Source organism: Nocardioides sp. P86, from assembly GCF_023712465.1.
GTDB classification, from domain to species: Bacteria; Actinomycetota; Actinomycetes; order Propionibacteriales; family Nocardioidaceae; genus Nocardioides; species Nocardioides kribbensis.
This window is the reverse complement of record NZ_JAMAYE010000001.1, coordinates 127,782-149,782: the sequence shown is the minus strand read 5'-3', so window position 1 is coordinate 149,782 and position 22,001 is coordinate 127,782. Positions and strand designations below refer to the sequence as shown.

Here is a 22,001-nt window from a genome sequence, read left to right as displayed (position 1 = left end):
GGCGGCCGGGTGCCGAGGCCGCCCCGACCGGGCTGGGCTGGGCTACCAGCTGGTGTACATGAGGTGCTGCAGCAGCAGCGCCGCGACCAGCTGCAGACCCACCCCCCAGCGCCGCCAGCGCTCGGGCAGGAAGGCCGCGCCGATCATCATCCACGGCACGAACGGCACCCAGATCCGCTCGACCTCGGCCTTGCTCATCCGGGAGGCGTCGGCGACGGCCACGGCCAGGGCGGCGCTGAGCACGAGCAGCAGCGGCGAGGCGAGCACGTCGCGTCCCAGCTGGCGCGCCCGGACGCCGGCCACGGCCAGGGCCGAGCCGAGCAGGGGGCCCGCGCTGAGCACGAGCGCCGCGAGGTTGCCCCACAGCCAGTACGACGCCGGCCGGTCGGCGGCGATGCCCTCCCAGTAGCGGTCGTGGAGCACGGGGTAGGCCTCCCACCACGCGAAGCCGCCCGCGGCGAAGCCGAGCACCACCACGAGCGCGGCGCCCGCGGCGACCGGCAGCGGCAGCCAGGAGCGGGCCAGGGCCAGCACCGCCAGCGCGGTGAGGCCGAGCAGCGGCAGGCCGTAGGACGTCATCACCATGGCGCCGAGCAGCAGGCCCGCCAGGGTCGACCACGCCAGCAGTCCGCGGCGCGAGGCGTGGCGGGCCCCGAGCGCCAGGCAGGCCAGGCCCCAGGCGCCCAGGGCGCCGAAGAGGGCGTCGGCGGAGACGGCCATGAAGACCGCCGCCGGGGCGAGCACGAGGAAGGGAGCGGCCCGCCGGGCGAGCGCCTCGTGACCCAGCGCGCGCAGCGTGGTCATCACCGCCAGCGCCGTGGTCGCGGCGAGCACGGTCACCACGATCCCGGCCGCCAGGTCGCCGCCCAGACCGACCCGCACCAGCCCGACGAAGAACAGCAGCGCCAGCGGCGGGTGGCCGGCGACGTGGGTGGGCCAGTTGTCGGGGGAGGAGTAGGAGATGCGTCCGACGTACTCCTGGAGCAGGGTGCCGATCCCGTCGACCTCCCGGGCGGTGGGGAGGTACTCCACGTCGCTGCCCAGCACCCGGGAGAGACCCGAGCTGCCGTCGACCAGGGCCAGCGAGACCATCCAGGCCAGCGCCACGACGTACGACACGAGCAGCAGCCGCCGCCACGGGAGGGTCTCCGCCCACCCGGCGAACCAGCGCCACCCCACGAGCGCGACCAGCAGCGCCGGCACCGTGCCGGGGCCGAACAGCTTGGGGTCCCAGAACCCGTGCAGCGGTGGCACCGCGAGGTCGGTGTAGGAGCGCGGCGCGCGCGTCCAGGTCTCCCAGTCGAGGACGCGGGGCACGACGATCGCGAGCGCCACCAGCACGACGGCGACGCCGAGGCCCCAGGCGGCGGCGCGGGCGCCGGAGCGGTCCTCGACCGGCGCCGCTCCCGCCGGGGCCGGGGGCGGGTCGGTCAGAGGGGGGCTGGTCGCCATGCCCAGACCCTAGCCAGCCCACCGGTGGCGCCCGTCAGCGACGACCCGGGCCCGCGCGGTGCCGCAGCCACGCGCGCGATCGCGCACGACACGCGGCGCACGCTGCGGGAACGCCGGGGGAACGACACGCGAACGTCTGGCCTCCCGGGTGAACACCCCCGAGCGCCCCGTGCGGTTCGATGGGGCGGCCGGACCGACCGGCGTCACCTCTTCGTAAGGGTTCACCGCCACGATGCCACCTACCGTTGACGACGTGCCCGTCTGCGACCTCGTCCTCCCCTGCAAGGACGAGGCGCCTGCCCTGGGCGACCTGATCCCGCGGGTGCCCGCCCGCTTCTCGGTGATCGTCGTCGACAACGGATCGGTCGACGGCACGGCCGCGGTCGCCGAGCGGCTCGGCGCCCGGGTCGTGCGCGAGAGCGTGCCCGGCTACGGCTCGGCCGTGCACGCCGGGCTCCTCGCCGCCACCCACGACTACGTCGCCTTCATGGACGGCGACGGCTCCTTCGACCCCGCCGAGCTGCTGCCGCTGCTCGACGACGTCGCCTCGGGCCGCGCCGACTTCGCCGTGGGCCGGCGCCGCCCCGTGCAGCGCGGTGTGTGGCCGTGGCACGCCCGCGCCGGCAACGCGCTGATCGTGGCCTGGCTGCGCCGACGGATCGCGATGCAGGCCCACGACATCGCCCCGATGCGGGTCTCGCGGCGCCAGGACCTGCTCGACCTCGGTGTCGAGGACCGCCGCTTCGGCTACCCCGTCGAGCTGCTGCAGAAGGTCACCGTCGCCGGGTGGCGGGTCTCCGAGCGCGACGTCGGCTACCACCCCCGCGCCGCCGGCACCCGCTCGAAGGTGTCGGGGTCGGTCAAGGGCACCGTCCGCACGGCGCGCGACTTCTGGAAGGCCCTCGCATGAGCAGCACCACCCCCACCCCGTACGCCGCAGGCGCCGACCCGGCCGCGGCGCCGCGGATGCTGGTCGTCGCCAAGGCACCGGTCGCGGGGCGGGTCAAGACCCGCCTCGGCGCCGACATCGGCATGGACCTGGCCGCGGAGATCGCCGCCGCCTCCCTGCTCGACACCCTCGTGGCCTGCACCGACGCGGTGGGCCCCGACCGCTGCCACCTCTCCCTCGACGGTGAGCTGCTCGACGCCGTGCACGGCGAGCGCATCCGCCGCCACCTGCACGGCTGGCAGGTCACCCCGCAGGTCGGCGACGGGTTCGACGAGCGACTCGTGCGCGCCCACGCCGACGTGGCCGCCGCCGGCCCCGGCCCGGTGGTGCAGGTCGGCATGGACACCCCGCAGGTCACGCCCGACCTGCTGCTCGGTGCGGCGGCACCGCTGGCCGACCACCACGCCGTGCTCGGCCCCGCCGAGGACGGCGGTTGGTGGGTGCTCGCCCTGCGCGACCCCCTCGCCGCCGCCGCGCTGCGCGGCGTGCCGATGTCGACGCCCACCACCCACGACGACACCCGCGCGGCGCTCGAGGCGGCCGGCCTGGCCGTCGCCACGACCGCGGTGCTGCGCGACATCGACACGGTGGCCGACGCCGAGGCGGTCGTCGCCCTGGTGCCCGGTGGCCGCTTCGCCGCGGCCTGGAGCCCGGAGGTGGCCTCGTGAGCGTGCGTGACGAGTCCTTCTCCGCCGTCTTCACCCACGCCCTGCGGGGCATGCCGTGCCGCGTGGTGGGCCTGGGCCCCGAGCCGTCGCCGCTCCCGGTGGCGGACTGGACCCGCGAGGCCGACGAGGCCGACCACGCGCTGCTCGCGTGGTGCGTGGGCCCCACCATCGACATCGGCTGCGGACCGGGCCGGCTCTCCGCGGGCCTGGCCGCGCGCGGCCACGTCGTGCTCGGCATCGACGTGGTCCACGAGGCCGTCGAGCAGACCCGACAGCGCGGCGCCTCGGCGATCCTGCGCGACGTCTTCGAGTCGATCCCCGGCGAGGGGCGCTGGGAGTCGGCGCTGCTCGCCGACGGCAACGTCGGCATCGGGGGAGACCCCGTGCGGCTGCTGCGGCGCGTGCGCGAGGTGCTCGACCCGCGCGGTCGGGTCGTGGTCGAGGTGGCGCCGCCGGGGGTCCCGATGACGACCACGTGGGCCAGCATCGAGGGCGACGACGTGCGCAGTCGGCCCTTCCGCTGGTCGGTGCTCGGGGTCGACGACATCGCCCACGTGGCCGAGGCCGCGGGCTGGGGCGTCAGCGCGTGCGAGCCCTTCGCCGGGCGCTGGTGCGCCGTGCTGGAGGAGCAGCTCGCCCCCGTCGCGGCGGTCCCCCTCGCACCCGCAGGCGCGGCACGCCACCTGCAGGACGTCTCTCGGGAACCCCACCACCCCGAGGAGCCGACGACCTGATGACGAGCCCCAGCGCAGGACCCCTCGCCCGCACCCGGACGGGGACGTGACGACGTGGCGGTGATGAGCCGGCTGGCCGAGCGCCTGCCGAGAGAGGACAGCTTCCGCTCCGAGCTGCGCAGTCCCACCGTCGCCGCCCGCGTCGGCCTGTGGCTGGGCGTCTGCTTCACCGTCTGCTTCCTCACCGGGCTGGTCAGCCACTACGCGCAGAACGTCGACCACCCGGTGCCGTTCCCGGCCTCGCCCTCCTGGGGCTACCGCGTCACCCAGGGCCTCCACGTCATCACCGGCACCGCCGCCGTGCCGCTGCTGCTGGTCAAGCTCTGGACGGTCTTCCCGCGGCTCTTCGCCCGGCCGGGCCGCGGGGTGCGCGCGCTGGCCGTCACCGCCCTCGAGCGGGCCTCGATCCTGGCGCTCGTCGGCTCGGCGGTCTTCCTGCTCGTCACCGGCCTCATGAACTCCGCCCAGTGGTACCCCTGGGCCTTCTCCTTCCGCTCCACCCACTACGCCGTGGCGTGGGTGGCGATCGGCTCGCTGGTCGTGCACGTCGCGGTCAAGCTGCCGGTCATCCGCGCCGCGCTCGGCGCCGACGTCGACGACACCACCCTCGACCGGCCCCGCACCGACCGGCCCGGGACCGACGGGCCCGGGACCGACCGGCCGACCGAGCGCGGCGGCGGGCTCTCCCGGCGCGGCCTGCTGCGCACGACCTGGGCGGCGGCCGGCCTGGCCGTGCTCGCCACCGCGGGCAGCACGGTGCCGCTGCTGCGCAAGGTCTCCGTGCTCGCCGTCCGCACCGGTGACGGCCCGCAGGGGCTGCCGGTCAACCGCTCCGCCGCGGCGGCCCAGGTCACCACCGACGACGTCGGCGACTCCTACCGCCTCACGGTGGCCCACGGCTCGCGCACCGTCGAGCTCGGCCGCGAGGACCTGCTGGCGATGACCCAGCACACCGTCGACCTCCCGATCGCCTGCGTCGAGGGCTGGTCGGCCGACGCCACCTGGACCGGGGTGCGCGTCGCCGACCTGCTCGCCCTGGTCGAGGCCCCCGCCGACAGCGACCTGCGGGTGACCTCGCTGCAGCGGGCCGGTGCCTTCGGCACCACCGCGCTCCAGGCCTCCTTCGTCGAGGACGACCGCACGCTGCTGGCCCTGCAGGTCAACGGCGAGACGCTGAGCCTCGACCACGGCTTCCCCTGCCGGATCATCGCCCCCAACCGTCCCGGGGTGCTCCAGACCAAGTGGGTCACGTCGCTCGAGGTGCTCGCGTGAGCGCCCCGACCGGGGTCGCGCCGACCCCGCTGGGCCTGCGCCTGGCGCTCGGCGCCGTCGGCGTGGCCCTGGGGCTGTACGGCGCGTGGCTGCTGTGGTCGCGCGCCGAGCCCGCCCAGGTGCTCGACGCGCTGCTGTGGGCGGCCTCCGGCGTGGTGCTCCACGACGCCGTGCTCGCCCCGCTCGTCCTCGTGCTCGTCGTGGTGGGCGCGCGCGTCGTGCCCCGCCCCTTCCGTGCCCCCGCCACGGTGGGTCTCGTCCTGCTGGGCAGCCTGACCCTGCTCGCCGTGCCCGTGCTGGGCCGCTTCGGCGAGCGCGCTGACAACCCCACGCTGCTCGACCGCGACTACACCGCCGGCTGGGTCGCCGTCGCCGGGCTCGTGCTGCTCGGGGTCGTCGTGGCCGGCCTGCTGCGGCGGCGCGCGCAGCGCGCCCAGCACGCCGCCGGCCCGGTCGCGTCCAACCCGCCCGGCCCGTCCGGCCCGCCCGACCGCCCCGGCCCCGCCGGTCGCTGAGCGTGGCCCTCGTGCTCGTCGTCGACGACGACCTCACCGTGCGCGAGGTCGTCGTGTCCTACCTGCGCGCCCACGGCCACGAGGTCGTCGAGGCCGGCGACGGCGAGGCGGCGCTGGAGCTGATGGGCTCCCGTCCGGCCGACCTCGTGGTGCTCGACCTGATGCTGCCGGGCATCGACGGGCTCGAGGTGTGCCGTCGGCTGCGAAGCAGCGGCGACGTGCCGGTGGTGATGCTCACCGCCCTCGGCGAGGAGGGCGACCGGGTCGCCGGCCTCGAGCACGGCGCCGACGACTACGTGAGCAAGCCCTTCAGCCCGCGCGAGCTGGCCCTGCGGGTCGACTCGGTGCTCCGGCGTACGTCGGAGCCGGCCGAGGTCGTCGGTCCGCGGGTCGTGGTCGACGGCGACCTCGAGGTCGACGCCGCACGTCACACGGTCACCCGGGCGGGCCGCGAGCTGGCCCTGACCGCCCGGGAGTTCGACCTGCTGTGGTGGTTCCTCACCCACCCCGGCGTCGCGGTCAACCGCGACGACCTGCTGCAGGAGGTGTGGGGCTGGTCGGTCGGCGACCGCTCCACGGTCACCGTGCACGTGCGACGCCTGCGCGAGAAGGTCGAGCAGGACCCCACCCACCCACAGCGGCTGCTGACGGTGTGGGGCGTGGGCTACCGGTGGGAGGCGTCGTGAACGGCGAGCAGGCGCAGGTCGTCCTCGTGGCGGCGGTCGCGGCCGTCGTCGTGGGCGTCGTCGGGCTGCTGCTGGCCTGGCTCGTGCGCCGGCTGTCGATCCGCTGGCAGCTCGGCCTCGCCGCGGTCGTGCCGGTGGCCGCGGTGCTCGCCGGGGTGCTCGCGGCCTCCCAGCGCATGTTCATCAGCGACGACGACGTCGAGGTCGTCACGCTCGTGGCCGGCGCCGCCACGGTGGTCGCGCTGGCGGTCGCGCTCGCCCTCTCGCGGGCGGTCACCCGCTGGTCGCTGTCGCTGCGCGAGGAGGTGCGGCGGGTGGGCTCCGGCTCGCCGTACGTCGGCGGGGCCCGTGGGCCCTCGGAGTTCCGCGCGCTGTCCGAGGAGCTCGCCACCGCGCACGCCCGGCTCGAGGAGGCCCGCGGGCGCGCGGCGCGCCTGGAGGACTCGCGCCGCGAGCTGGTCTCCTGGGTCTCCCACGACCTGCGCACCCCGTTGGCCGGCATGCGGGCGATGACCGAGGCGCTCGAGGACGGCATGACCCCCGACCCCGAGCGCTACCACCGCCAGATCCGGGTCGAGGTCGACCGCATGGTCCGCATGGTCGACGACCTCTTCGAGCTCTCCCGCATCCACGCCGGCGTGCTGCGGCTGGCCCCCGAGGCCGTCGTGCTGGGCGACGTCGTCAGCGACGCGATCGCCGCCGCCGACCCGGTGGCGCGGGCCCGTGGGGTCAGGCTCGGGGGAGCGGTGTCCGGCGGTCTCGAGCTCGTCGCCGACCCCTCGGGGCTCTCGCGCGTCGTCTCCAACCTGGTGATGAACGCCGTGCGCCACACACCGCCCGGGGGCACGGTGCACGTCGAGGGCACGGGCCTCGCCGCCGGGGTGCGCGCCGCCGCGGGGGACGGTGCGGGGGGCGACTGCGTGGAGCTCGTCGTGACCGACGGCTGCGGCGGCATCGGGGCCGTCGACCTCGCCCGGGTCTTCGACGTGGCCTGGCAGGCCGAGCCCTCGCGCACCCCCGACGACGTCACCGGTCGTGGGGCCGGGCTGGGCCTGGCCATCGTCAAGGGCATCGTGGAGGCCCACCGCGGCAGCGTGCACGCCGAGGACGTCACCGAGCAGGGAGTGGACCAGGGGGGCCGGCCGACCGGCTGCCGCTTCCGGGTCGTGCTCCCCGTCGACGGCCCCGGGCCGCCCGACGCGGTGGTCCCGGCTCCCGTCCCGCACTCCTGACCGTCGGCCAGAGGAGCACGGCGTCGACCGGTCGCCGCCGCGGCGCGGCGTGTCGACTGGGGTCGAACACGTGTTCGGGCTACCGTGCACGGGACGGCGCGCAGATCGGCGTTCTCCACAGTCCCGGGTCACCGTTCCCCGACTGTCGGCGGGCTCCTCTAGCGTTCCCGGCACAGACGTTGCACGACACCACAGACCACACCGTGGAGGGCCGAGCGCCCTCCGCCCCAGGACGGAGACATCATGGCTGGAGACCGCGACAAGGCCCTCGACGTAGCGCTCGCCTCGATCGAGAAGCAGTTCGGCAAGGGCTCGGTGATGCGCCTCGGCGACGAGACCCGCGCGCCCCTCGAGGTGATCCCCACCGGGTCGATCGCCCTCGACGTCGCCCTCGGCCTGGGCGGCCTGCCGCGTGGTCGCGTGGTGGAGATCTACGGTCCGGAGTCCTCCGGAAAGACGACGGTCGCCCTCCACGCGGTGGCCAGCGCCCAGCGCAACGGCGGCATCGTCGCCTTCATCGACGCCGAGCACGCCCTCGACCCCGACTACGCCAAGGCCCTCGGCGTCGACACCGACGCCCTGCTGGTCTCCCAGCCCGACTCCGGTGAGCAGGCCCTCGAGATCGCCGACATGCTGATCCGCTCGGGCGCGCTCGACCTGATCGTCATCGACTCCGTGGCCGCGCTCGTGCCCCGCGCCGAGATCGAGGGCGAGATGGGCGACAGCCACGTCGGCCTCCAGGCCCGCCTGATGAGCCAAGCGCTGCGCAAGATGACCGGTGCGCTCAACAACTCCAAGACCACCGCGATCTTCATCAACCAGCTGCGCGAGAAGATCGGCGTCATGTTCGGCTCGCCGGAGACCACGACCGGTGGTCGCGCGCTGAAGTTCTACTCCTCGGTGCGCCTCGACGTGCGCCGCATCGAGACGCTGAAGGACGGCACCGACATGGTCGGCAACCGCACCCGCGTCAAGGTCGTCAAGAACAAGGTCGCCCCGCCCTTCAAGCAGGCCGAGTTCGACATCATGTACGGCAAGGGCATCAGCCGCGAGGGTGGCCTGATCGACGTCGGCGTCGAGGCGGGCCTGGTCCGCAAGGCCGGCGCCTGGTACACCTACGACGGCGACCAGCTGGGTCAGGGCAAGGAGAACGCCCGCACCTTCCTGCGCGACAACCCCGACCTGGCCAACGAGCTGGAGAAGAAGATCCTCGAGAAGCTCGGGGTCGGCCCCACCGTCGACGCCGAGGTCTCGCTGCCCGGTGACCCGGTCGGCGTCGACGACTTCTGATCGTGACACGGTCGCAGCGACCGGTCGACCGCGACGTCGACCCCCGGCCCGCCCCGTCGTGGGCCGGGGTCGACGCGACCGAGTCCGACCTGGGCGAGCCGGCGGTCTCCCCGTCCTGGCGTGGCGACGTCTCGGTGGGCGTCGACGCCTGGACCCAGCGCTCCGAGCGGTCTGCGCCGTCCGCGCGGTCCGGCGGTGCCGAGGGCGCGGCCGGGGCCGACGGGGCCTCGCGCTCCTTCGGGGAGGCGAGGTCCTCGGGTCGCCGTGGCTCTCGGGCCCCCGGCGGGTCCGAGGGTCGGCGGCAGGGTCGTAGCCGCTCGTCGGCGGGCCAGCCGCCCCCCGACCGTGCTGCGCTGGGGCCCGAGGCCGACCCGGAGTCGGTGGCCCGCACGATCCTGCTCGACCAGCTCACGGGCCGTGCCCGCAGTCGCAAGGAGCTCGGCGACAAGCTCGCGCAGCGCGAGGTGCCCGACGAGATCGCCACGGCGCTCCTCGACCGCTTCGAGGAGGTCGGCCTCATCGACGACGAGGCCTTCGCGCGGCTCTGGGTCTCCTCCCGCGGCGCCGGCGGGGGTGGCAGCAAGTCCCTGGCGCGCCGCGCGCTGAGCCAGGAGCTGCGACGCAAGGGCGTCGACGACGAGGTCGCCCGCACGGTCCTCGACGAGATCGACCCCGACGACGAGGAGCAGGCCGCGCGCGAGCTGGTGCGCAAGAAGCTGCGCTCGCTCTCGCGCGTCGACGACGTCACCGCGACCCGCCGTCTCGTCGGCATGCTGGCGCGCAAGGGCTACGGCTCGGGCCTGGCCTTCTCCGTGGTCAAGCAGGAGCTCGCCGCCTCCGGTCGCGACGAGCCCGACCCCCTCGACTGACGCGATCGTGGTGGAGGAGCGAGCGCCAGCGAGCGTCTCGACACCACCTACTCGCCGCACCGTGGTCGAGGAACGCGCCCCGCCCGCCCTCGCCACGCCCCCCGCTCGACGCTGCGGCCGGCCTCCCGCCACAATGACCGGGTGGCCGACGAGCGCGAGATCCTGACCTACGACCTCTTCGGCACCGCGGTGCGCGACCTGGCCCAGCAGGTGGTCGACGACGGCTACGAGCCCGACCTCGTGCTGGCCATCGCCCGGGGCGGTCTGGGCCTGGCCATGGGGTTGGGCTACGCCCTCGACGTCAAGAACCTCTCGGCGGTCAACGTCGAGTTCTACACCGGCGTCGACCAGCGCCTCGACGTGCCGATCATGCTGCCCCCCACGCCTGCGGCCGTCGACCTGTCGGGCCTCAAGGTGCTCATCGCCGACGACGTCGCCGACAGCGGACGCACCCTGGAGTCGGTGCTGGCCTTCTGCGCCGACCACGTGGCCGAGGCCCGCTCGGCGGTGGTCTACGAGAAGCCGCAGAGCGTGGTGAAGCCCGACTACGCCTGGCGTCGCACGACGCGCTGGATCAACTTCCCGTGGTCCACGCAGCCGCCGCTGGTGACCCGCTCCACCGTGGTCGACGCGTGAGCGCCTCGCTGCTGCGGCTGCCGACGGGCCCGGTGGACCTGCGCGGCCTGCCCACCGACGCCACGCCCGACTTCGCGCACGGCAAGACCGCCGGCAAGGTCGCGCTCGCCGAGCTCGGCCCGCGGCTGGGCGAGCTGCAGGAGCGGCTCTTCTCCGAGCACACCACGGAGCACCCCCGCAGCGTGCTGCTGGTGCTGCAGGGCATGGACACCTCGGGCAAGGGCGGGGTCCTGCGGCACACCCTGGGGCTCGTCGACCCCCAGGGTCTGCGGATCACGTCCTTCAAGGCCCCCACGGCGCAGGAGCGGGAGCACGACTTCCTGTGGCGCATCCGTCGCGCGCTGCCCGGCCCGGGGCTGATCGGCGTCTTCGACCGCTCCCACTACGAGGACGTCCTCGCCGCACGGGTCAGGGGCCTGGCCCCGCTCGAGGAGATCGAGCGCCGCTACGCCGCCATCAACGACTTCGAGGCCGAGCTGCTGGCCGCCGGCACGACCGTGGTCAAGTGCATGCTCCACATCAGCGCCGACACCCAGCGCGAGCGGCTGCTGGAGCGCCTCGACCGACCCGACAAGCACTGGAAGTTCACCCCCGGGGACATCGACGACCGCCAGCTCTGGCCGGCCTACCGCGCCGCCTACGAGACGGCCCTGGAGCGCACCAACACCGAGGTCGCCCCGTGGCACGTCGTGCCCAGTGACCGCAAGTGGTACCGCAACCTCGCGGTCGGGCGCCTGCTGCTCGACGCCCTGGAGGGCCTCGCGCCCACCTGGCCCCCGGCGCGCTACGACGTCGCGGAGCAGCGACGGCGCCTGCTGCACGAGGCCGACCCGGATCCCGACCCCGATCCCGATCCCGACCCGGAGGGGAGCGCGGCGTGAGCACGGACCACCCGTCCGGTGCCGCCGACCGCGCCGTCGACGACGGCCCGCTGCCCACCGTGGCCGTCACGCGCTACGTCACCCCGCTGCGCGAGGGCGGCAGCCTGCCGGGCATCGTCGAGGCCGACGACCTGGGCACCTACGTGTGCAAGTTCCGCGGCGCGGGCCAGGGCGTGCGGGTCCTGGTCGCCGAGGTCGTGGTCGCCGAGCTCGCCCGTCTGGTCGGGCTGCGCACCCCGCGGCTGGTCGCCCTCGAGCTCGACGCGGAGATCGCGCGCTACGAGGCCGACGAGGAGGTCCAGGACCTGCTGGTCGCGTCGGTGGGGCTCAACCTGGGCGTCGACTTCCTGCCCGGCTCCTTCGGCTACGACGGCGAGCGGGCGGCCACGACGCCGGGCGGCGGCACCGCGACGGTGGCCGAGGAGGCCGCCCGGGTGCTGTGGCTCGACGCGTTCTGCGCCAACGTCGACCGCAGCTGGCGCAACCCCAACCTCCTGGTGTGGCACGACGACCTCTGGGTCATCGACCACGGCGCCTCGCTGTACTTCCACCACGCCTGGAGCGGCGGCGTCACCGACCCGGCCCGCTTCGCCGCCCAGCGCTGGGACGTCTCCGACCACGTGCTCGGCGCCCACGTCGGCGGCCTCGGCGCCGTCGACGCGGCGATCAGCGACGTGCTGACGCCCGAGGTGCTGCCCGGCGTGCTCGAGCGCGTGCCCGACGCCTGGCTCCAGCCCGTGCCCGGCGCCGAGACGCCCGCGGCGCTGCGCGCGGCGTACGTCGCCTTCCTCACCGCCCGGCTCGGCACCCGCCAGTGGCTGCCGGGGGCCGACGCGTGAGCGGCGTGCCGGCCGGGTCCGCCGGCGCCCCGACGCGTCCGCTGATGGCCTACCAGTACGTCGTGCTGCGCTGCGTGCCGCGCGCCGACCGCGAGGAGTTCCTCAACGTGGGCGTGGTGCTCTACTGCCAGGCCGGCGACTTCCTGGGCACGGCGTGGCACTGCGACCGCGAGCGCCTGACCGCTTTCAGCGCCGGGCTCGACGTCGACCAGGTCTGCGCCTCGCTGCGCTTCGCCGAGGCCGTCAGCGCCGGGGACGAGCGCGGGGGTGCGGCCTCGCGCCACCCGGTGGGACAGCGCTTCGGGTTCCTCAAGGCACCCAAGAGCACCGTGGTGCAGCCCGGTCCGGTGCACGGCGGACTGACCGCCGACCCCGCCGTCGAGCTGCGGCGCCTGCTCGCCTGCCTGGTGACCTGAGCCCCGGTGTGCTGAGCCCCGGTGTGCCGAGCGCCCCGGGGCGCCGAGGCCCGGGCCCCACCACGGGGCGGGCCCGGGATCAGACCGGGACGAGCTCGACGGCGCCGACGGCGTAGCGGGCCAGCACGGTGCGGGCGACCTCGGGGTGGGCGCCCAGCGGCTCGGAGACCGCCACCGCACCGGCCTCGAGGGCCAGCTCGGCGGAGCGGTCGGTGGCGCAACCGGGGGAGAGGAAGAGCGAGGCCACGGCGATGTGGCGACGGCCCTCGCCGCGGAAGGCGCGCACGGCCTCGCCGGTGGCCGGCGGGGAGACCGAGGCGAAGGCCGCGGTGACGGGCAGGCGGTGGTGGGCCCCCCACAGCCGGGCGAGGCGGGCGACGGCCTGGTTGGCCAGCGGGTCGGTGGAGCCCGACGCGGCCAGCACGAGGGCGTCGAGCTCGCGCACCCGCGACTGGCGCAGCGCCTCGCGCAGCCGCACGTCGAGCACCTCGAGGAAGCACGGCTCCAGGCCGAGGATGGCCGTCGAGCGGATCTGCAGCCCCGGGTGCCGCTCCGCGGCCGCGGCCACGGCGGAGGGCACGTCGGCGGCGAGGAGCTGGCCCTCGGTCAGCAGCAGCGGCACGACCACGATCTCCTCGTGCCCGGCCTTGACGAGCCGGTCGACGACGGTCTGGAACGCGGGCCGGGCCGACTCGACGAACGCGCGCTCGACCTTGAGGTCGGGGCGCATCGCGCGCACCTCGTCGACCAGCGCGGTGATGGTCGCGGAGGAGCGCGCGTCGCGGGTGCCGTGGGCCAGGGCGATCAGTGCCGGAGCTGCCATCGGAGGTGGCCTCCCTTGTCGTGGTGATCTCGGTGGGGCGGGGGTCCCGGGCCCAGCGGCGCTGCTGGTGGGTGTGGTGCTGGTGTCGTGCGGTGGGTGTGGAGCGGTCCTCGGGTGGTGCGGGTGGTGCCGGGGGCAGCGGTCACATGTGGATGCCGCACTCGGTCTTGTTGGTGCCGGCCCAGCGGCCGCTGCGGGCGTCCTCGCCGGGGGCGACGCGACGGGTGCAGGGGGCGCAGCCGATCGAGGGGTAGCCGTCGTAGACGAGCGGGTTCACGAGGATCCCGTTGTCGGCGATGTAGGTCTCGACCTGCTCGTCGCTCCAGCGGGCGATGGGGGAGACCTTGACCTTGCCCTTCTTGGCGTCCCAGCCGATGACCGGCGCGATGACCCGGTTGCGGGTCTCGGCGCGGCGCAGGCCGGTGGCCCAGGCGTCGTAGCCCGCGAGCGAGCGGGCCAGCGGCTCGACCTTGCGCAGCTTGCAGCACAGGTCGGGGTCGGTCTTGAAGAGGTCCTTGCCGTACTCCGCGTCCTGCTCGGCCACGCTCTGCACGGGGGTGATCGTCAGCAGGTTGACCGGCATCGTCGCCTCGACGGCGTCGCGGGTGCCGATGGTCTCGGCGAAGTGGTAGCCGGTGTCGAGGAAGACCACGTCGATGCCGGGCACGACCTTGGAGGCCAGGTGCGACAGCACGGCGTCGCCCATCGAGGAGGTCACGCAGAAGCGCTCCCCGAAGGTGGCGGCGGCCCACTCGATGATGTCCTCGGCCGGGGCTAGCTCGAGCTCGGCGCCCCAGTGGGACACGAGGTCGCGCAGCTCCTCGGGCGAGCGGCCCGCGGTCTCGATGGCTCGGTTCGCGCGCGCCGTGAGGGTGGTGGCGGCGGTCATGTGGCGGCTCCCTGGGTCGTGGTGCCCGGCCGGATCAGGCCGAGCATCTTCAGAGAGAAGGCGCGCAGGCAGGAGCGGCATTCCCAGCTGCCGTGGGGGGAGCTGATCTGACCGTCCTGCGAGACGACCTCGTGCGGACGCAGGTCCTCGTCACCGCAGTAGGGGCAGTGGAAGGGGATGCCGCGCCCGCTCATGAGGCCGGCTCGAGGGTCTTGTCGCCCTTGAGGAGCTCCTCGTCGGCGCGGGCGACCCACGTCGTGAAGGACTCCTCGGTGCCGGTGCGGTCGGCGAGGTAGTTGACGACCAGGGTGGCGACGTAGTCGCCGAGCCCGGCGCTGGTGACCTTGTGGGCGCGCAGCTTGCGACCGAAGTTGGCCTGCAGCCCGGTGGCGCCGCCGAGGTGGACCTGGAAGCCCTCGACCTGCTGGCCCTCGTGCATGACCAGCTGGCCCTTGAGCCCGATGTCGGCGACCTGGGTGCGGGCGCAGGCGTTGGGGCAGCCGTTGACGTTGACGGTGATGCCGTCGGGCACCAGCGCGTCGAGGTCGGGGAAGCGCTGCTCCAGCTCGGCGATCAGGTCGCGTGCGCGGTCCTTGGTGTCGACGATGGCCAGCTTGCAGAACTCGATGCCGGTGCAGGCCATCGTGTTGCGGCGCCAGCCCGAGGGCCGGCCCGAGAGTCCGAGCTCGTCGAGGTCGTCGAGCAGGGCGTCGACGGCGTCGGCGGGCACGCCGATCAGCACGATCTTCTGGTACGGCGTGAGCCGCGCACCCTCCACGCCGTGGCGCTCCATCGCGTCGGCCAGGCCGACCAGCAGCGTGCCCGACACCCGGCCGGCGGTCGGCGCGACGCCGACGTACTTGCGCCCGTCGGTCTGGTCGTGCACGCCGATGTGGTCGCGGTGGCCCACCGGCGAGGCCGGGGACTCGCAGGAGACGAGCTGGCGCTTGAGGTACTCGGTCTCGAGGACCTCGCGGAAGCGCTCGACGCCCCAGTCGGCGACGAGGAACTTCAGCCGCGCCCGCGAGCGCAGCCGGCGGTAGCCGTAGTCGCGGAAGATCGAGGCGACGCCCTCCCAGACGTCGGGCACCTCGTCGAGGGGCACCCACACGCCGAGCTTCTGGGCGAGCATCGGGTTGGTCGAGAGCCCGCCGCCGACCCAGACGTCGAAGCCGGGGCCGTGCTCGGGGTGCACCGTGCCGACGAAGGCGATGTCGTTGGTCTCGGGGGAGACGTCGTGGGAGGGGTGGCCGGTCAGGGCGGTCTTGAACTTGCGGGGGAAGTTCGAGAAGGCCGGGTCGCCGATGTAGCGGCGCTTGATCTCCTCCAGCGCCGAGGTGCCGTCGATGATCTCGTCGGCGGCCACGCCGGCGACGGGCGAGCCGAGGAAGGGGCGCGGGGAGTCGCCGCAGGCCTCGAGGGTGCTGAGCCCGGCCTCCTCGAGGCGCTCCCAGATGGTGGGGACGTCCTCGACGCGGATCCAGTGGTACTGGATGTTCTCGCGGTCGGTCACGTCGGCGGTGTCGCGGGCGAAGTCCTGCCCGATCGTGCCGAGCGCCCGCACCGTGGCGGGGGGCAGCAGGGCGCCGTCGGAGCGCACGCGCATCATGAAGAACTCGTCGTCGAGCTCCTCCTCGGCCAGGGTGGCGGTCTTGCCGCCGTCGAAGCCCGGCGCGCGCTGGGTGTAGAGGCCCATCCAGCGGAAGCGGCCGCGCAGGTCGGCGGGGTCGATCGAGGCGAAGCCGCGCTTGGAGTAGACGTTGAGGATGCGCGCCCGCACGTTGAGCGGGTTGTCGTCCTTCTTGGACTGCTCGTTCTTGTTCAGCGGCTCCATGTAGCCGAGGGCCCACTGACCCTCACCGCGCTTGGGGCGCGGACGGGCGGGGCGGGGGGCGGCGGCCTGCTCGGTGGAGAGCTGCTCAGTCATGGGGTGGGGTTCCTCGGGTGCGTGTCTCGGCGGTGAGCGCGCGACTCTTCACGGGTCGGAACCACGTCGTCGGGGTTCGCTGCGACCTCGGAAGACCGGGCGCCCGCGGTCGGTTCGTGCGGGCGGTGCGTCGGGTGTCGCCGGGTGGGCGCGACGCGGGTCAGTGAGGTCGACACATGGAGCTGCGGGTGCGCCCGAGGTCCACGTGGCGTCGGACCACGAGGAAGGCGGACGTGGCAGCGGAGATCATGTCAAGGAGTCTCAGTCCTCGGACCGTCCGCCCACAAGGCGAAATCCCATGATGTGAGATCCAGATCCGCATGATGAGACGGCCCACCGCGGGACCGCGGCCCGCCACGGGATCGTGCGTCCCATGTCACACCACCGTGACCTGTTCGCGACCATCCGCGGGGCCGGCCCGGCCGCGTAGGCTGAGGGCCATGTCGTCCACGCCCGACCTCACCAGCAGCGTCTACTCCCAAGCCCTCGAGCTGATCGCCTCGGTGGAGCCCCGCATCGCGGAGGCGACGCGGCAGGAGCTCGCCGACCAGCGCGCCTCGCTCAAGCTCATCGCGAGCGAGAACTACGCCTCGCCCGCCGTGCTGATGACGATGGGCACCTGGTTCAGCGACAAGTACGCCGAGGGCACGGTCGGTCACCGCTTCTACGCCGGCTGCCAGAACGTCGACACCGTCGAGACGCTGGCCGCCGAGCACGCCCGCGAGCTGTTCGGCGCCGAGTACGCCTACGTGCAGCCGCACTCCGGCATCGACGCCAACCTCGTGGCCTTCTGGTCGATCCTGGCCCACCGCGTGGAGTCCCCGGCCCTGGCCGAGCTGGGTGCGCGCAACGTGAACGACCTGACCGACGAGCAGTGGGAGACCCTGCGCCGCCGGCTGGGCGACCAGCGCCTGCTGGGCATGTCGCTCGACGCCGGCGGCCACCTGACCCACGGCTTCCGGCCCAACATCAGCGGCAAGATGTTCCATCAGCAGCAGTACGGCACCGACCCCGAGACCGGCCTGCTCGACTACGACGCGCTGGCCGCCAAGGCGCGCGAGTTCAAGCCGCTCGTGCTGGTCGCCGGCTACTCCGCCTACCCGCGCCGGGTGGACTTCGCCAAGGTCCGCGAGATCGCCGACGAGGTCGGCGCCACCCTCATGGTCGACATGGCCCACTTCGCCGGGCTCGTGGCCGGCAAGGTCTTCACCGGCGACGAGGACCCGGTGCCGCACGCCCACGTCGTCACCAGCACCACCCACAAGTCGCTGCGCGGCCCGCGCGGCGGCATCGTGCTGGCCACCGAGGAGTACGCCCCCTCGGTGGACCGCGGCTGCCCGATGGTGCTCGGCGGCCCGCTCTCGCACGTGATGGCGGCCAAGGCCGTCGCGTTCGCCGAGGCCCGCCAGCCGGCGTTCCGCACCTACGCCCAGCAGGTCGCCGACAACGCCCAGTCGCTCGCCGAGGGCTTCCTGGGCCGCGGCGCCACCCTGGTCACCGGCGGCACCGACAACCACCTCGTGCTGCTCGACGTCTCCTCCTACGGCCTCACCGGCCGCCAGGCCGAGTCGGCGCTGCTCGACGCCGGCGTCGTCACCAACCGCAACTCGGTGCCCGGCGACCCCAACGGAGCCTGGTACACCTCCGGCATCCGCCTGGGCACCCCGGCGCTGACCACCCGCGGCTTCGGTCACGACGAGTTCGACACCGTCGCGGAGCTCATCACGATGGTCCTGGAGAACACCCAGCCCGGCACGACCAAGGCCGGCGGCCCCTCCAAGGCCTCCTACGTCCTGGCCGACGGCGTCGCCGCCAAGGTCAAGGACGCCTCGGCCGAGCTGCTCGACAAGCACCCGCTCTACCCCGGCCTCGAGCTCTCCTGAGCCCTCCCCCCGCGCCCGACCACGGCCGGCACCCCGCGAGGGGTGCCGGCCGTCGTCGTACGTCGGGACCGTGGCAGCCTGGAGCGGTGACGGAGCCGACCCACCCCGACCAGCCCCACCCCGACCAGCCGGCGCCCACATACCAGTGGGCGGTGACCAGCGACCCCGACGTGCTGCACGTGCAGCTGCCGCCGGTCGCGGTGGTCGACGGCGACCGGGTGCGCGACGCGCTGCGGGCCCTCTTCGCCCGCCGCGGCTTCGTCGCGCTCAGCGACCCCGAGGACCTGAGGGCCCGCGCCGCCAACGGGTGCGTGCTGCGCCTGGTCGACGACCGGAGCGCCGAGCTGGTCGTGACGATCAGCGAGGGCGTCGGCGTCACGCGGGTGCCGGTGCCGCACCACGACTCGGCCTGGTCGGCGCGCGTGCTGGCGGCCGGCGAGGTCACCGTGCTGGTCACCGAGGCGGCGATCGACCCCAGCGGGGCCCTGACCCCGGAGCGCCTCGCCGCCGACGTCGCCGCCGGCGGCGTCAGCCTGGCCCGCGTGCCCGCCGGGGAGCTCTGACCCGACCCCTCCGCGGCGAGCCGGGCCGGGCGCGTGCCACGGCGGGGGCGCCGCGGCGTCTAGTGTCCTGCCGTGGACCCCACCTCCCGCGCCGCGACGGACGCCGTCGACGACGACCCGGAGCGCCCGCGCAGCACGCTCCCGGGCCGTGGCCTCGTGCCTGAGCGGTGGCAGGCCTGGCGCGTGCTCCTCGGTGCGGCCTGGGTCGGGGTGCTGGCCACCGTCGTCCTCACCGGCGTGCGCGACACCGGGTGGGCCGAGCTGACCCAGGCGGTGCGTGCGGGCGAGGTCGACCGGGTGGAGGTCGTCGGCGGTCTGCCCGAGGGTGCACGCGGCACCGCGACCGTGGAGGTCCTCTGGCGCGACGGGCTCCTGCGCCGCTCGACCGAGGTCGTGGAGCGCCGACCCCTGCGCGCCTCGCCCGACGGCACGCCGCTGGGTCCTCGGGGCTCGGTCGGGCGCGGCCTGCGCGCCGCCGACGGGTCGCCCCCGGTGGTCCCGGACGTCGGCGCGGCACTGACCGCCCTCGACGCCGGCTCCGCCCCCGGGCTGGTCGTGGAGCGGGTTGGGGCGTCGCAGGCGTCGTGGCACGCGGAGGTGCGCCTGGCCGGCTTCCGCACCGGGGGCACCCTGGCCGGCGCCGCTCTCGTCTTGCTGGTGCTGACGGTGCTGCTCCTGGCCCGCGGCCCCGAGCCGCGTCGGGCGACCCGGTGGGCGTGGTGGTGGATCCTGCTCACCCTGCCGCCGCTGGGGCTGGCGGCCCACCTGCTGCTGGGCGGCCCGGGCCGGTCGGCGACCGGTGGCGAGCCCGCGCGGGCCGGGCGCGACGGGCGGCTCACCGGAGGGTGGGCCTTCCTGCTCACCGTGCTGCTCGGGTCGGCGTCCCCGAGCCTGCTCTGAGGCCGGGGCGGCGTGCTCAGCGCCGCCAGCGGTACTCCAGCTCGGGGCGGCCCCCGCGCCCGTAGCGCGGCTGCCGCTCGGCGAGCTCGGAGTCGGCGAGGTGCTCGAGGTAGCGCCGCACGGTCACGCGGGAGGCCCCGACGGCCTCGGCCACCTCCGAGGCCGACCGGGGGCTCCCGGCGTCGCGCAGCGCCGCGGTCACCTCGCGCAGGGTCTCCGCGCTCATCCCCTTGGGCAGCACGGTCGCGGCGGCGGGGGAGCGCAGGCTGCCCAGCATCCGGTCGACCTCGTCCTGGGCCATCTCCGCCGAGGAGGCCGCGAGCCGGTCGCGGTAGGCGGCGTACTGCTCGAGCTTGGCGCGGAAGGTGGGGAAGGTGAAGGGCTTGAGCAGGTAGAGCACGACGCCCTGGGCCACGGCGTGCCGCACGACCTCGGTGTCACGCGCCGAGGTGACCGCGATGACGTCGCACAGGTGGCCCGAGGCGCGCATGCGCTGCAGCAGGCCCAGCCCGTGGCCGTCGGGCAGGTGCAGGTCGAGCAGCACCAGGTCGACCGGACGGCCCTCGGTGCGCGCCTGCTCCAGCAGCCGGGCGGCGTCGCCGGCCGAGCGCGCGGTGCCGGCCACCGCGAAGCCCGGCACGCGCCCGACGTACGCCGTGTGCGCCTCGGCCGCCCGCGCCTCGTCCTCGACCACCAGCACGCGCACCTCGGCCGCGGGGCCGGTCACGGGGCCGGTCACGGGGTCGCCTCCGCGGTGTCACGGGCGGAGCCGGCCGGCGGCGCGGCCGTGGAGCCCAGGCGCAGCACGACCTCGAACTCCGCCCCGCCGAGGGCGGAGACGCCCACGGTGACCTCGCCGTGGTGGCGGCGGGCGACCTGGGAGACCAGGGCGAGACCGAGACCGCGGCCCTGCCCGGCGCTCGCCTTGGTCGACCAGCCGCGCTCGAGCACCCGGGCCGCGGAGTCGGGGTCGAGGCCGGGGCCGGAGTCGCCGACGGTGACCCGCAGCCGCCCGCCGTCGGGCTCCCCCTGACGCCCGCCCAGGTCGGTGCTGGGGTCGGTGCGCAGGTCGACGTGCACCCGACGCTCGGGGCGCGAGGTCACGGCGTCGAAGGCGTTGTCGACGAGGTTGCCGAGCACCGTGACGAGGTCGCGGGCCGGCACCTCGGAGCCGTCGCGGACCTCGCCGGTGATGACCAGCTCGATGCCGCGCTCGACGGCCTCGGAGGTCTTGCCCAGCAGCAGGGCGGCCACCACCGGGTCGCCGGTGGCGCCCACGACCCGGTCGGCCAGCAGCTGGGCGACCTGGAGCTCCTCGGTGGCGAAGTCGACGGCCTCCTCGGGGCGACCCATCTCGATGAGCGACACCACGGTGTGCAGCCGGTTGGCGGCCTCGTGGTTCTGCGAGCGCAGCGACTCGGTGAGCCCCCGCACGGCGTCGAGCTCGCCGGTGACCGAGCGCAGCTCGGTGTGGTCGCGCAGGGAGACCACCGAGCCGACCTCGTGGCCGTCCCACGACGCAGGGGCCGAGGAGACCACCAGCATCCGGTCGCCGGCGAGGTAGAGGTCGTCGGACTCCGCGGTGCGCCCCAGGGCGGCCGCGACGAGGCCGGGGGCCAGCCCGAGGTCGTGCACCGAGCGCCCCACGACCTCGTCGCGCTCGCGGCGGCCCTCGGCGACCGGCTCGGGCAGGCCGAGCAGCCGTCGCGCCTCGTCGTTGACCAGCTGCACCCGCCCGTCGGCGTCGATGAGCAGCAGCCCCTCCCGCACGGCGTGCAGCACCGCGGAGTAGTACTCGTACATCCGGGTGATCTCGCGCTCGCCCAGGCCGTGGGTCTGGCGGCGTAGCCGGCGGCTCACCAGCCACGCGCCCAGCAGGCCCACCGCGAGCACGGCCGCGGCGGAGACCGCGATCAGCACGAGGTCGTCGCCCAGGGCCTGGTCGATGGCCTGCACGGTGATGCCGACCGAGACCAGGGCGACCACCGTGCCGGCGTCGTCGAGCACCGGCACCACGGCGCGCATCGAGGGCCCGAGGGTCCCGGTGTACTGCTGGGTGAGGATCCCGCCCTGCGGCGCGTCGCCCAGGTCGCCCACGAAGGGCCGGCCGATGAGCGCGGGGTCGGGGTGGCTGTAGCGGGTGCGGTCGAGGGCCATCACGGTGACGAAGTCGACGTCGGTGTCGCGGCGGACCTCCTCGGCGTAGGGCTGGATGCGCACCGCGGGGTCCTCGGTGCGCAGCGCCGCGACCAGCGCGGGGGAGTCGGCCACGGCGCGGGCCACGCCGACCGCGCGGTCGGTGGCGGCCACCCGGGCGTCGCGCCGGGCGTCGTACGTCGCGAGCGCCAGCGACGCCACCACCAGGACCACGACCACCAGCACCTGGAGCAGCAGCACCTGGCGGGCGACCGACCCGTCCCGCCGCTCCGACCTCCGCACCTGCGCATTGTGCCCCACCGGCGCGCCGCCGCCCGTCCAGCGCCCGTCGGCCGTCGGTGCCCGCGGAGCGGACGTCGGCGTCCGCGAACTCAACGACCACAACGGTGACCACGGTCACAAGCGGTGCGAGCGTGCTCG

General features: G+C 74.9%; 23 protein-coding genes. 16 read left to right on the top strand and 7 right to left on the bottom strand.

Annotated features, from left to right (window positions below):
* Window positions 1-42 precede the first annotated feature (42 nt).
* Window positions 43-1,452, bottom strand: coding sequence for a hypothetical protein (locus M3673_RS00750; RefSeq protein WP_251530830.1), 1,410 nt, complete (start codon window positions 1,450-1,452; stop codon window positions 43-45).
* Between the two features lie 253 nt (window positions 1,453-1,705).
* On the opposite strand from M3673_RS00750, the gene M3673_RS00745 reads away from it, so the two are divergent.
* The 13 genes from M3673_RS00745 (at window position 1,706) to M3673_RS00685 (ending at window position 12,439) form a co-directional block, all read left to right on the top strand.
* Window positions 1,706-2,362 carry a glycosyltransferase family 2 protein gene (locus M3673_RS00745; RefSeq protein WP_228942047.1) on the top strand — a complete coding sequence of 219 codons (657 nt, stop codon included), beginning with the start codon at window positions 1,706-1,708 and terminating at the stop codon, window positions 2,360-2,362.
* Entirely contained in the window at window positions 2,359-3,069 is a 711-nt protein-coding gene (locus M3673_RS00740) for a DUF2064 domain-containing protein (RefSeq protein ID WP_251530828.1), read from the top strand. The genes M3673_RS00745 and M3673_RS00740 overlap by 4 nt, the downstream gene beginning before the upstream one ends.
* Window positions 3,066-3,803: a methyltransferase domain-containing protein gene (locus M3673_RS00735; protein ID WP_251530826.1), complete on the top strand. Its 738-nt coding sequence runs from the start codon at window positions 3,066-3,068 to the stop codon at window positions 3,801-3,803. The genes M3673_RS00740 and M3673_RS00735 overlap by 4 nt, the downstream gene beginning before the upstream one ends.
* A gap of 63 nt (window positions 3,804-3,866) precedes the next feature.
* Entirely contained in the window at window positions 3,867-5,075 is a 1,209-nt protein-coding gene (locus M3673_RS00730; RefSeq protein ID WP_251530824.1) for a molybdopterin-dependent oxidoreductase, read from the top strand.
* Window positions 5,072-5,590, top strand: coding sequence for a hypothetical protein (locus M3673_RS00725; RefSeq protein WP_251530822.1), 519 nt, complete (start codon window positions 5,072-5,074; stop codon window positions 5,588-5,590). Before M3673_RS00730 ends, M3673_RS00725 begins: the two co-directional genes overlap by 4 nt.
* A 2-nt stretch (window positions 5,591-5,592) precedes the next feature.
* Entirely contained in the window at window positions 5,593-6,276 is a 684-nt protein-coding gene (locus M3673_RS00720) for a response regulator transcription factor (protein ID WP_251530820.1), read from the top strand.
* Complete coding sequence (locus M3673_RS00715; RefSeq protein WP_251530818.1) at window positions 6,273-7,508, top strand: HAMP domain-containing sensor histidine kinase; 1,236 nt, start codon at window positions 6,273-6,275, stop codon at window positions 7,506-7,508. Before M3673_RS00720 ends, M3673_RS00715 begins: the two co-directional genes overlap by 4 nt.
* Window positions 7,509-7,751: 243 nt before the next feature.
* Window positions 7,752-8,798, top strand: a complete 1,047-nt coding sequence (gene recA, locus M3673_RS00710; RefSeq protein WP_056862721.1) for a recombinase RecA — start codon at window positions 7,752-7,754, stop codon at window positions 8,796-8,798.
* A gap of 2 nt (window positions 8,799-8,800) precedes the next feature.
* The gene (locus M3673_RS00705) at window positions 8,801-9,667 is read left to right on the top strand and encodes a regulatory protein RecX (RefSeq protein WP_251530815.1); all 867 of its coding nucleotides are present in this window, start codon (window positions 8,801-8,803) and stop codon (window positions 9,665-9,667) included.
* 141 nt (window positions 9,668-9,808) lie between these two features.
* The gene (locus tag M3673_RS00700) at window positions 9,809-10,303 is read left to right on the top strand and encodes a phosphoribosyltransferase (RefSeq protein WP_056862722.1); all 495 of its coding nucleotides are present in this window, start codon (window positions 9,809-9,811) and stop codon (window positions 10,301-10,303) included.
* Window positions 10,300-11,184 (top strand): PPK2 family polyphosphate kinase, encoded by an 885-nt coding sequence (locus tag M3673_RS00695; RefSeq protein ID WP_251530813.1) that lies wholly within the window; start codon window positions 10,300-10,302, stop codon window positions 11,182-11,184. Before M3673_RS00700 ends, M3673_RS00695 begins: the two co-directional genes overlap by 4 nt.
* On the top strand, window positions 11,181-12,023 hold the full coding sequence (locus tag M3673_RS00690) for a HipA family kinase (protein ID WP_251530811.1): 843 nt from the start codon (window positions 11,181-11,183) through the stop codon (window positions 12,021-12,023). The genes M3673_RS00695 and M3673_RS00690 overlap by 4 nt, the downstream gene beginning before the upstream one ends.
* Window positions 12,020-12,439: a DUF3037 domain-containing protein gene (locus tag M3673_RS00685; RefSeq protein WP_251530809.1), complete on the top strand. Its 420-nt coding sequence runs from the start codon at window positions 12,020-12,022 to the stop codon at window positions 12,437-12,439. Before M3673_RS00690 ends, M3673_RS00685 begins: the two co-directional genes overlap by 4 nt.
* 79 nt (window positions 12,440-12,518) lie before the next feature.
* Here the strand turns inward: M3673_RS00685 and M3673_RS00680 are convergent, their stop codons facing one another.
* From M3673_RS00680 to M3673_RS00665, 4 genes are all read right to left on the bottom strand, one after another.
* The gene (locus tag M3673_RS00680; RefSeq protein WP_251530808.1) at window positions 12,519-13,262 is read right to left on the bottom strand and encodes a sirohydrochlorin chelatase; all 744 of its coding nucleotides are present in this window, start codon (window positions 13,260-13,262) and stop codon (window positions 12,519-12,521) included.
* Between the two features lie 142 nt (window positions 13,263-13,404).
* Window positions 13,405-14,151 carry a phosphoadenylyl-sulfate reductase gene (locus M3673_RS00675; protein ID WP_251530806.1) on the bottom strand — a complete coding sequence of 249 codons (747 nt, stop codon included), beginning with the start codon at window positions 14,149-14,151 and terminating at the stop codon, window positions 13,405-13,407.
* The gene (locus tag M3673_RS00670; RefSeq protein ID WP_251530804.1) at window positions 14,148-14,345 is read right to left on the bottom strand and encodes a hypothetical protein; all 198 of its coding nucleotides are present in this window, start codon (window positions 14,343-14,345) and stop codon (window positions 14,148-14,150) included. Before M3673_RS00670 ends, M3673_RS00675 begins: the two co-directional genes overlap by 4 nt.
* On the bottom strand, window positions 14,342-16,078 hold the full coding sequence (locus M3673_RS00665) for a nitrite/sulfite reductase (RefSeq protein ID WP_193664271.1): 1,737 nt from the start codon (window positions 16,076-16,078) through the stop codon (window positions 14,342-14,344). Before M3673_RS00665 ends, M3673_RS00670 begins: the two co-directional genes overlap by 4 nt.
* A 440-nt stretch (window positions 16,079-16,518) precedes the next feature.
* On the opposite strand from M3673_RS00665, the gene M3673_RS00660 reads away from it, so the two are divergent.
* From M3673_RS00660 to M3673_RS00650, 3 genes are all read left to right on the top strand, one after another.
* Window positions 16,519-17,961, top strand: a complete 1,443-nt coding sequence (locus tag M3673_RS00660) for a glycine hydroxymethyltransferase (RefSeq protein WP_228942059.1) — start codon at window positions 16,519-16,521, stop codon at window positions 17,959-17,961.
* Window positions 17,962-18,047: 86 nt separating this feature from the next.
* Window positions 18,048-18,524, top strand: coding sequence for a hypothetical protein (locus tag M3673_RS00655; protein WP_251530802.1), 477 nt, complete (start codon window positions 18,048-18,050; stop codon window positions 18,522-18,524).
* Between the two features lie 72 nt (window positions 18,525-18,596).
* The gene (locus M3673_RS00650) at window positions 18,597-19,424 is read left to right on the top strand and encodes a hypothetical protein (RefSeq protein ID WP_251530800.1); all 828 of its coding nucleotides are present in this window, start codon (window positions 18,597-18,599) and stop codon (window positions 19,422-19,424) included.
* 16 nt (window positions 19,425-19,440) lie between these two features.
* Here M3673_RS00650 and M3673_RS00645 read toward each other — a convergent pair whose 3' ends face one another.
* Both M3673_RS00645 and M3673_RS00640 read right to left on the bottom strand, forming a co-directional pair.
* Window positions 19,441-20,163, bottom strand: coding sequence for a response regulator (locus tag M3673_RS00645; RefSeq protein WP_251530798.1), 723 nt, complete (start codon window positions 20,161-20,163; stop codon window positions 19,441-19,443).
* A complete protein-coding gene (locus M3673_RS00640) occupies window positions 20,160-21,863 on the bottom strand; it encodes a sensor histidine kinase (protein WP_251530796.1) in 1,704 nt (567 codons plus the stop codon). Before M3673_RS00640 ends, M3673_RS00645 begins: the two co-directional genes overlap by 4 nt.
* Window positions 21,864-22,001 lie beyond the last annotated feature (138 nt).

Bases quoted from the DNA above. Each gene is read 5' to 3' on its own strand.
- M3673_RS00750 (WP_251530830.1), bottom strand. From the start codon at position 1,452: ATGGCGACCAGCCCCCCTCTGACCGACCCGCCCCCGGCCCCGGCGGGA.
- M3673_RS00740 (WP_251530828.1), top strand. From the start codon at position 2,359: ATGAGCAGCACCACCCCCACCCCGTACGCCGCAGGCGCCGACCCGGCC.
- M3673_RS00730 (WP_251530824.1), top strand. From the start codon at position 3,867: ATGAGCCGGCTGGCCGAGCGCCTGCCGAGAGAGGACAGCTTCCGCTCC.
- recA (WP_056862721.1), top strand. From the start codon at position 7,752: ATGGCTGGAGACCGCGACAAGGCCCTCGACGTAGCGCTCGCCTCGATC.
- M3673_RS00680 (WP_251530808.1), bottom strand. From the start codon at position 13,262: ATGGCAGCTCCGGCACTGATCGCCCTGGCCCACGGCACCCGCGACGCG.
- M3673_RS00675 (WP_251530806.1), bottom strand. From the start codon at position 14,151: ATGACCGCCGCCACCACCCTCACGGCGCGCGCGAACCGAGCCATCGAG.
- M3673_RS00670 (WP_251530804.1), bottom strand. From the start codon at position 14,345: ATGAGCGGGCGCGGCATCCCCTTCCACTGCCCCTACTGCGGTGACGAG.
- M3673_RS00665 (WP_193664271.1), bottom strand. From the start codon at position 16,078: ATGACTGAGCAGCTCTCCACCGAGCAGGCCGCCGCCCCCCGCCCCGCC.
- M3673_RS00660 (WP_228942059.1), top strand. From the start codon at position 16,519: ATGTCGTCCACGCCCGACCTCACCAGCAGCGTCTACTCCCAAGCCCTC.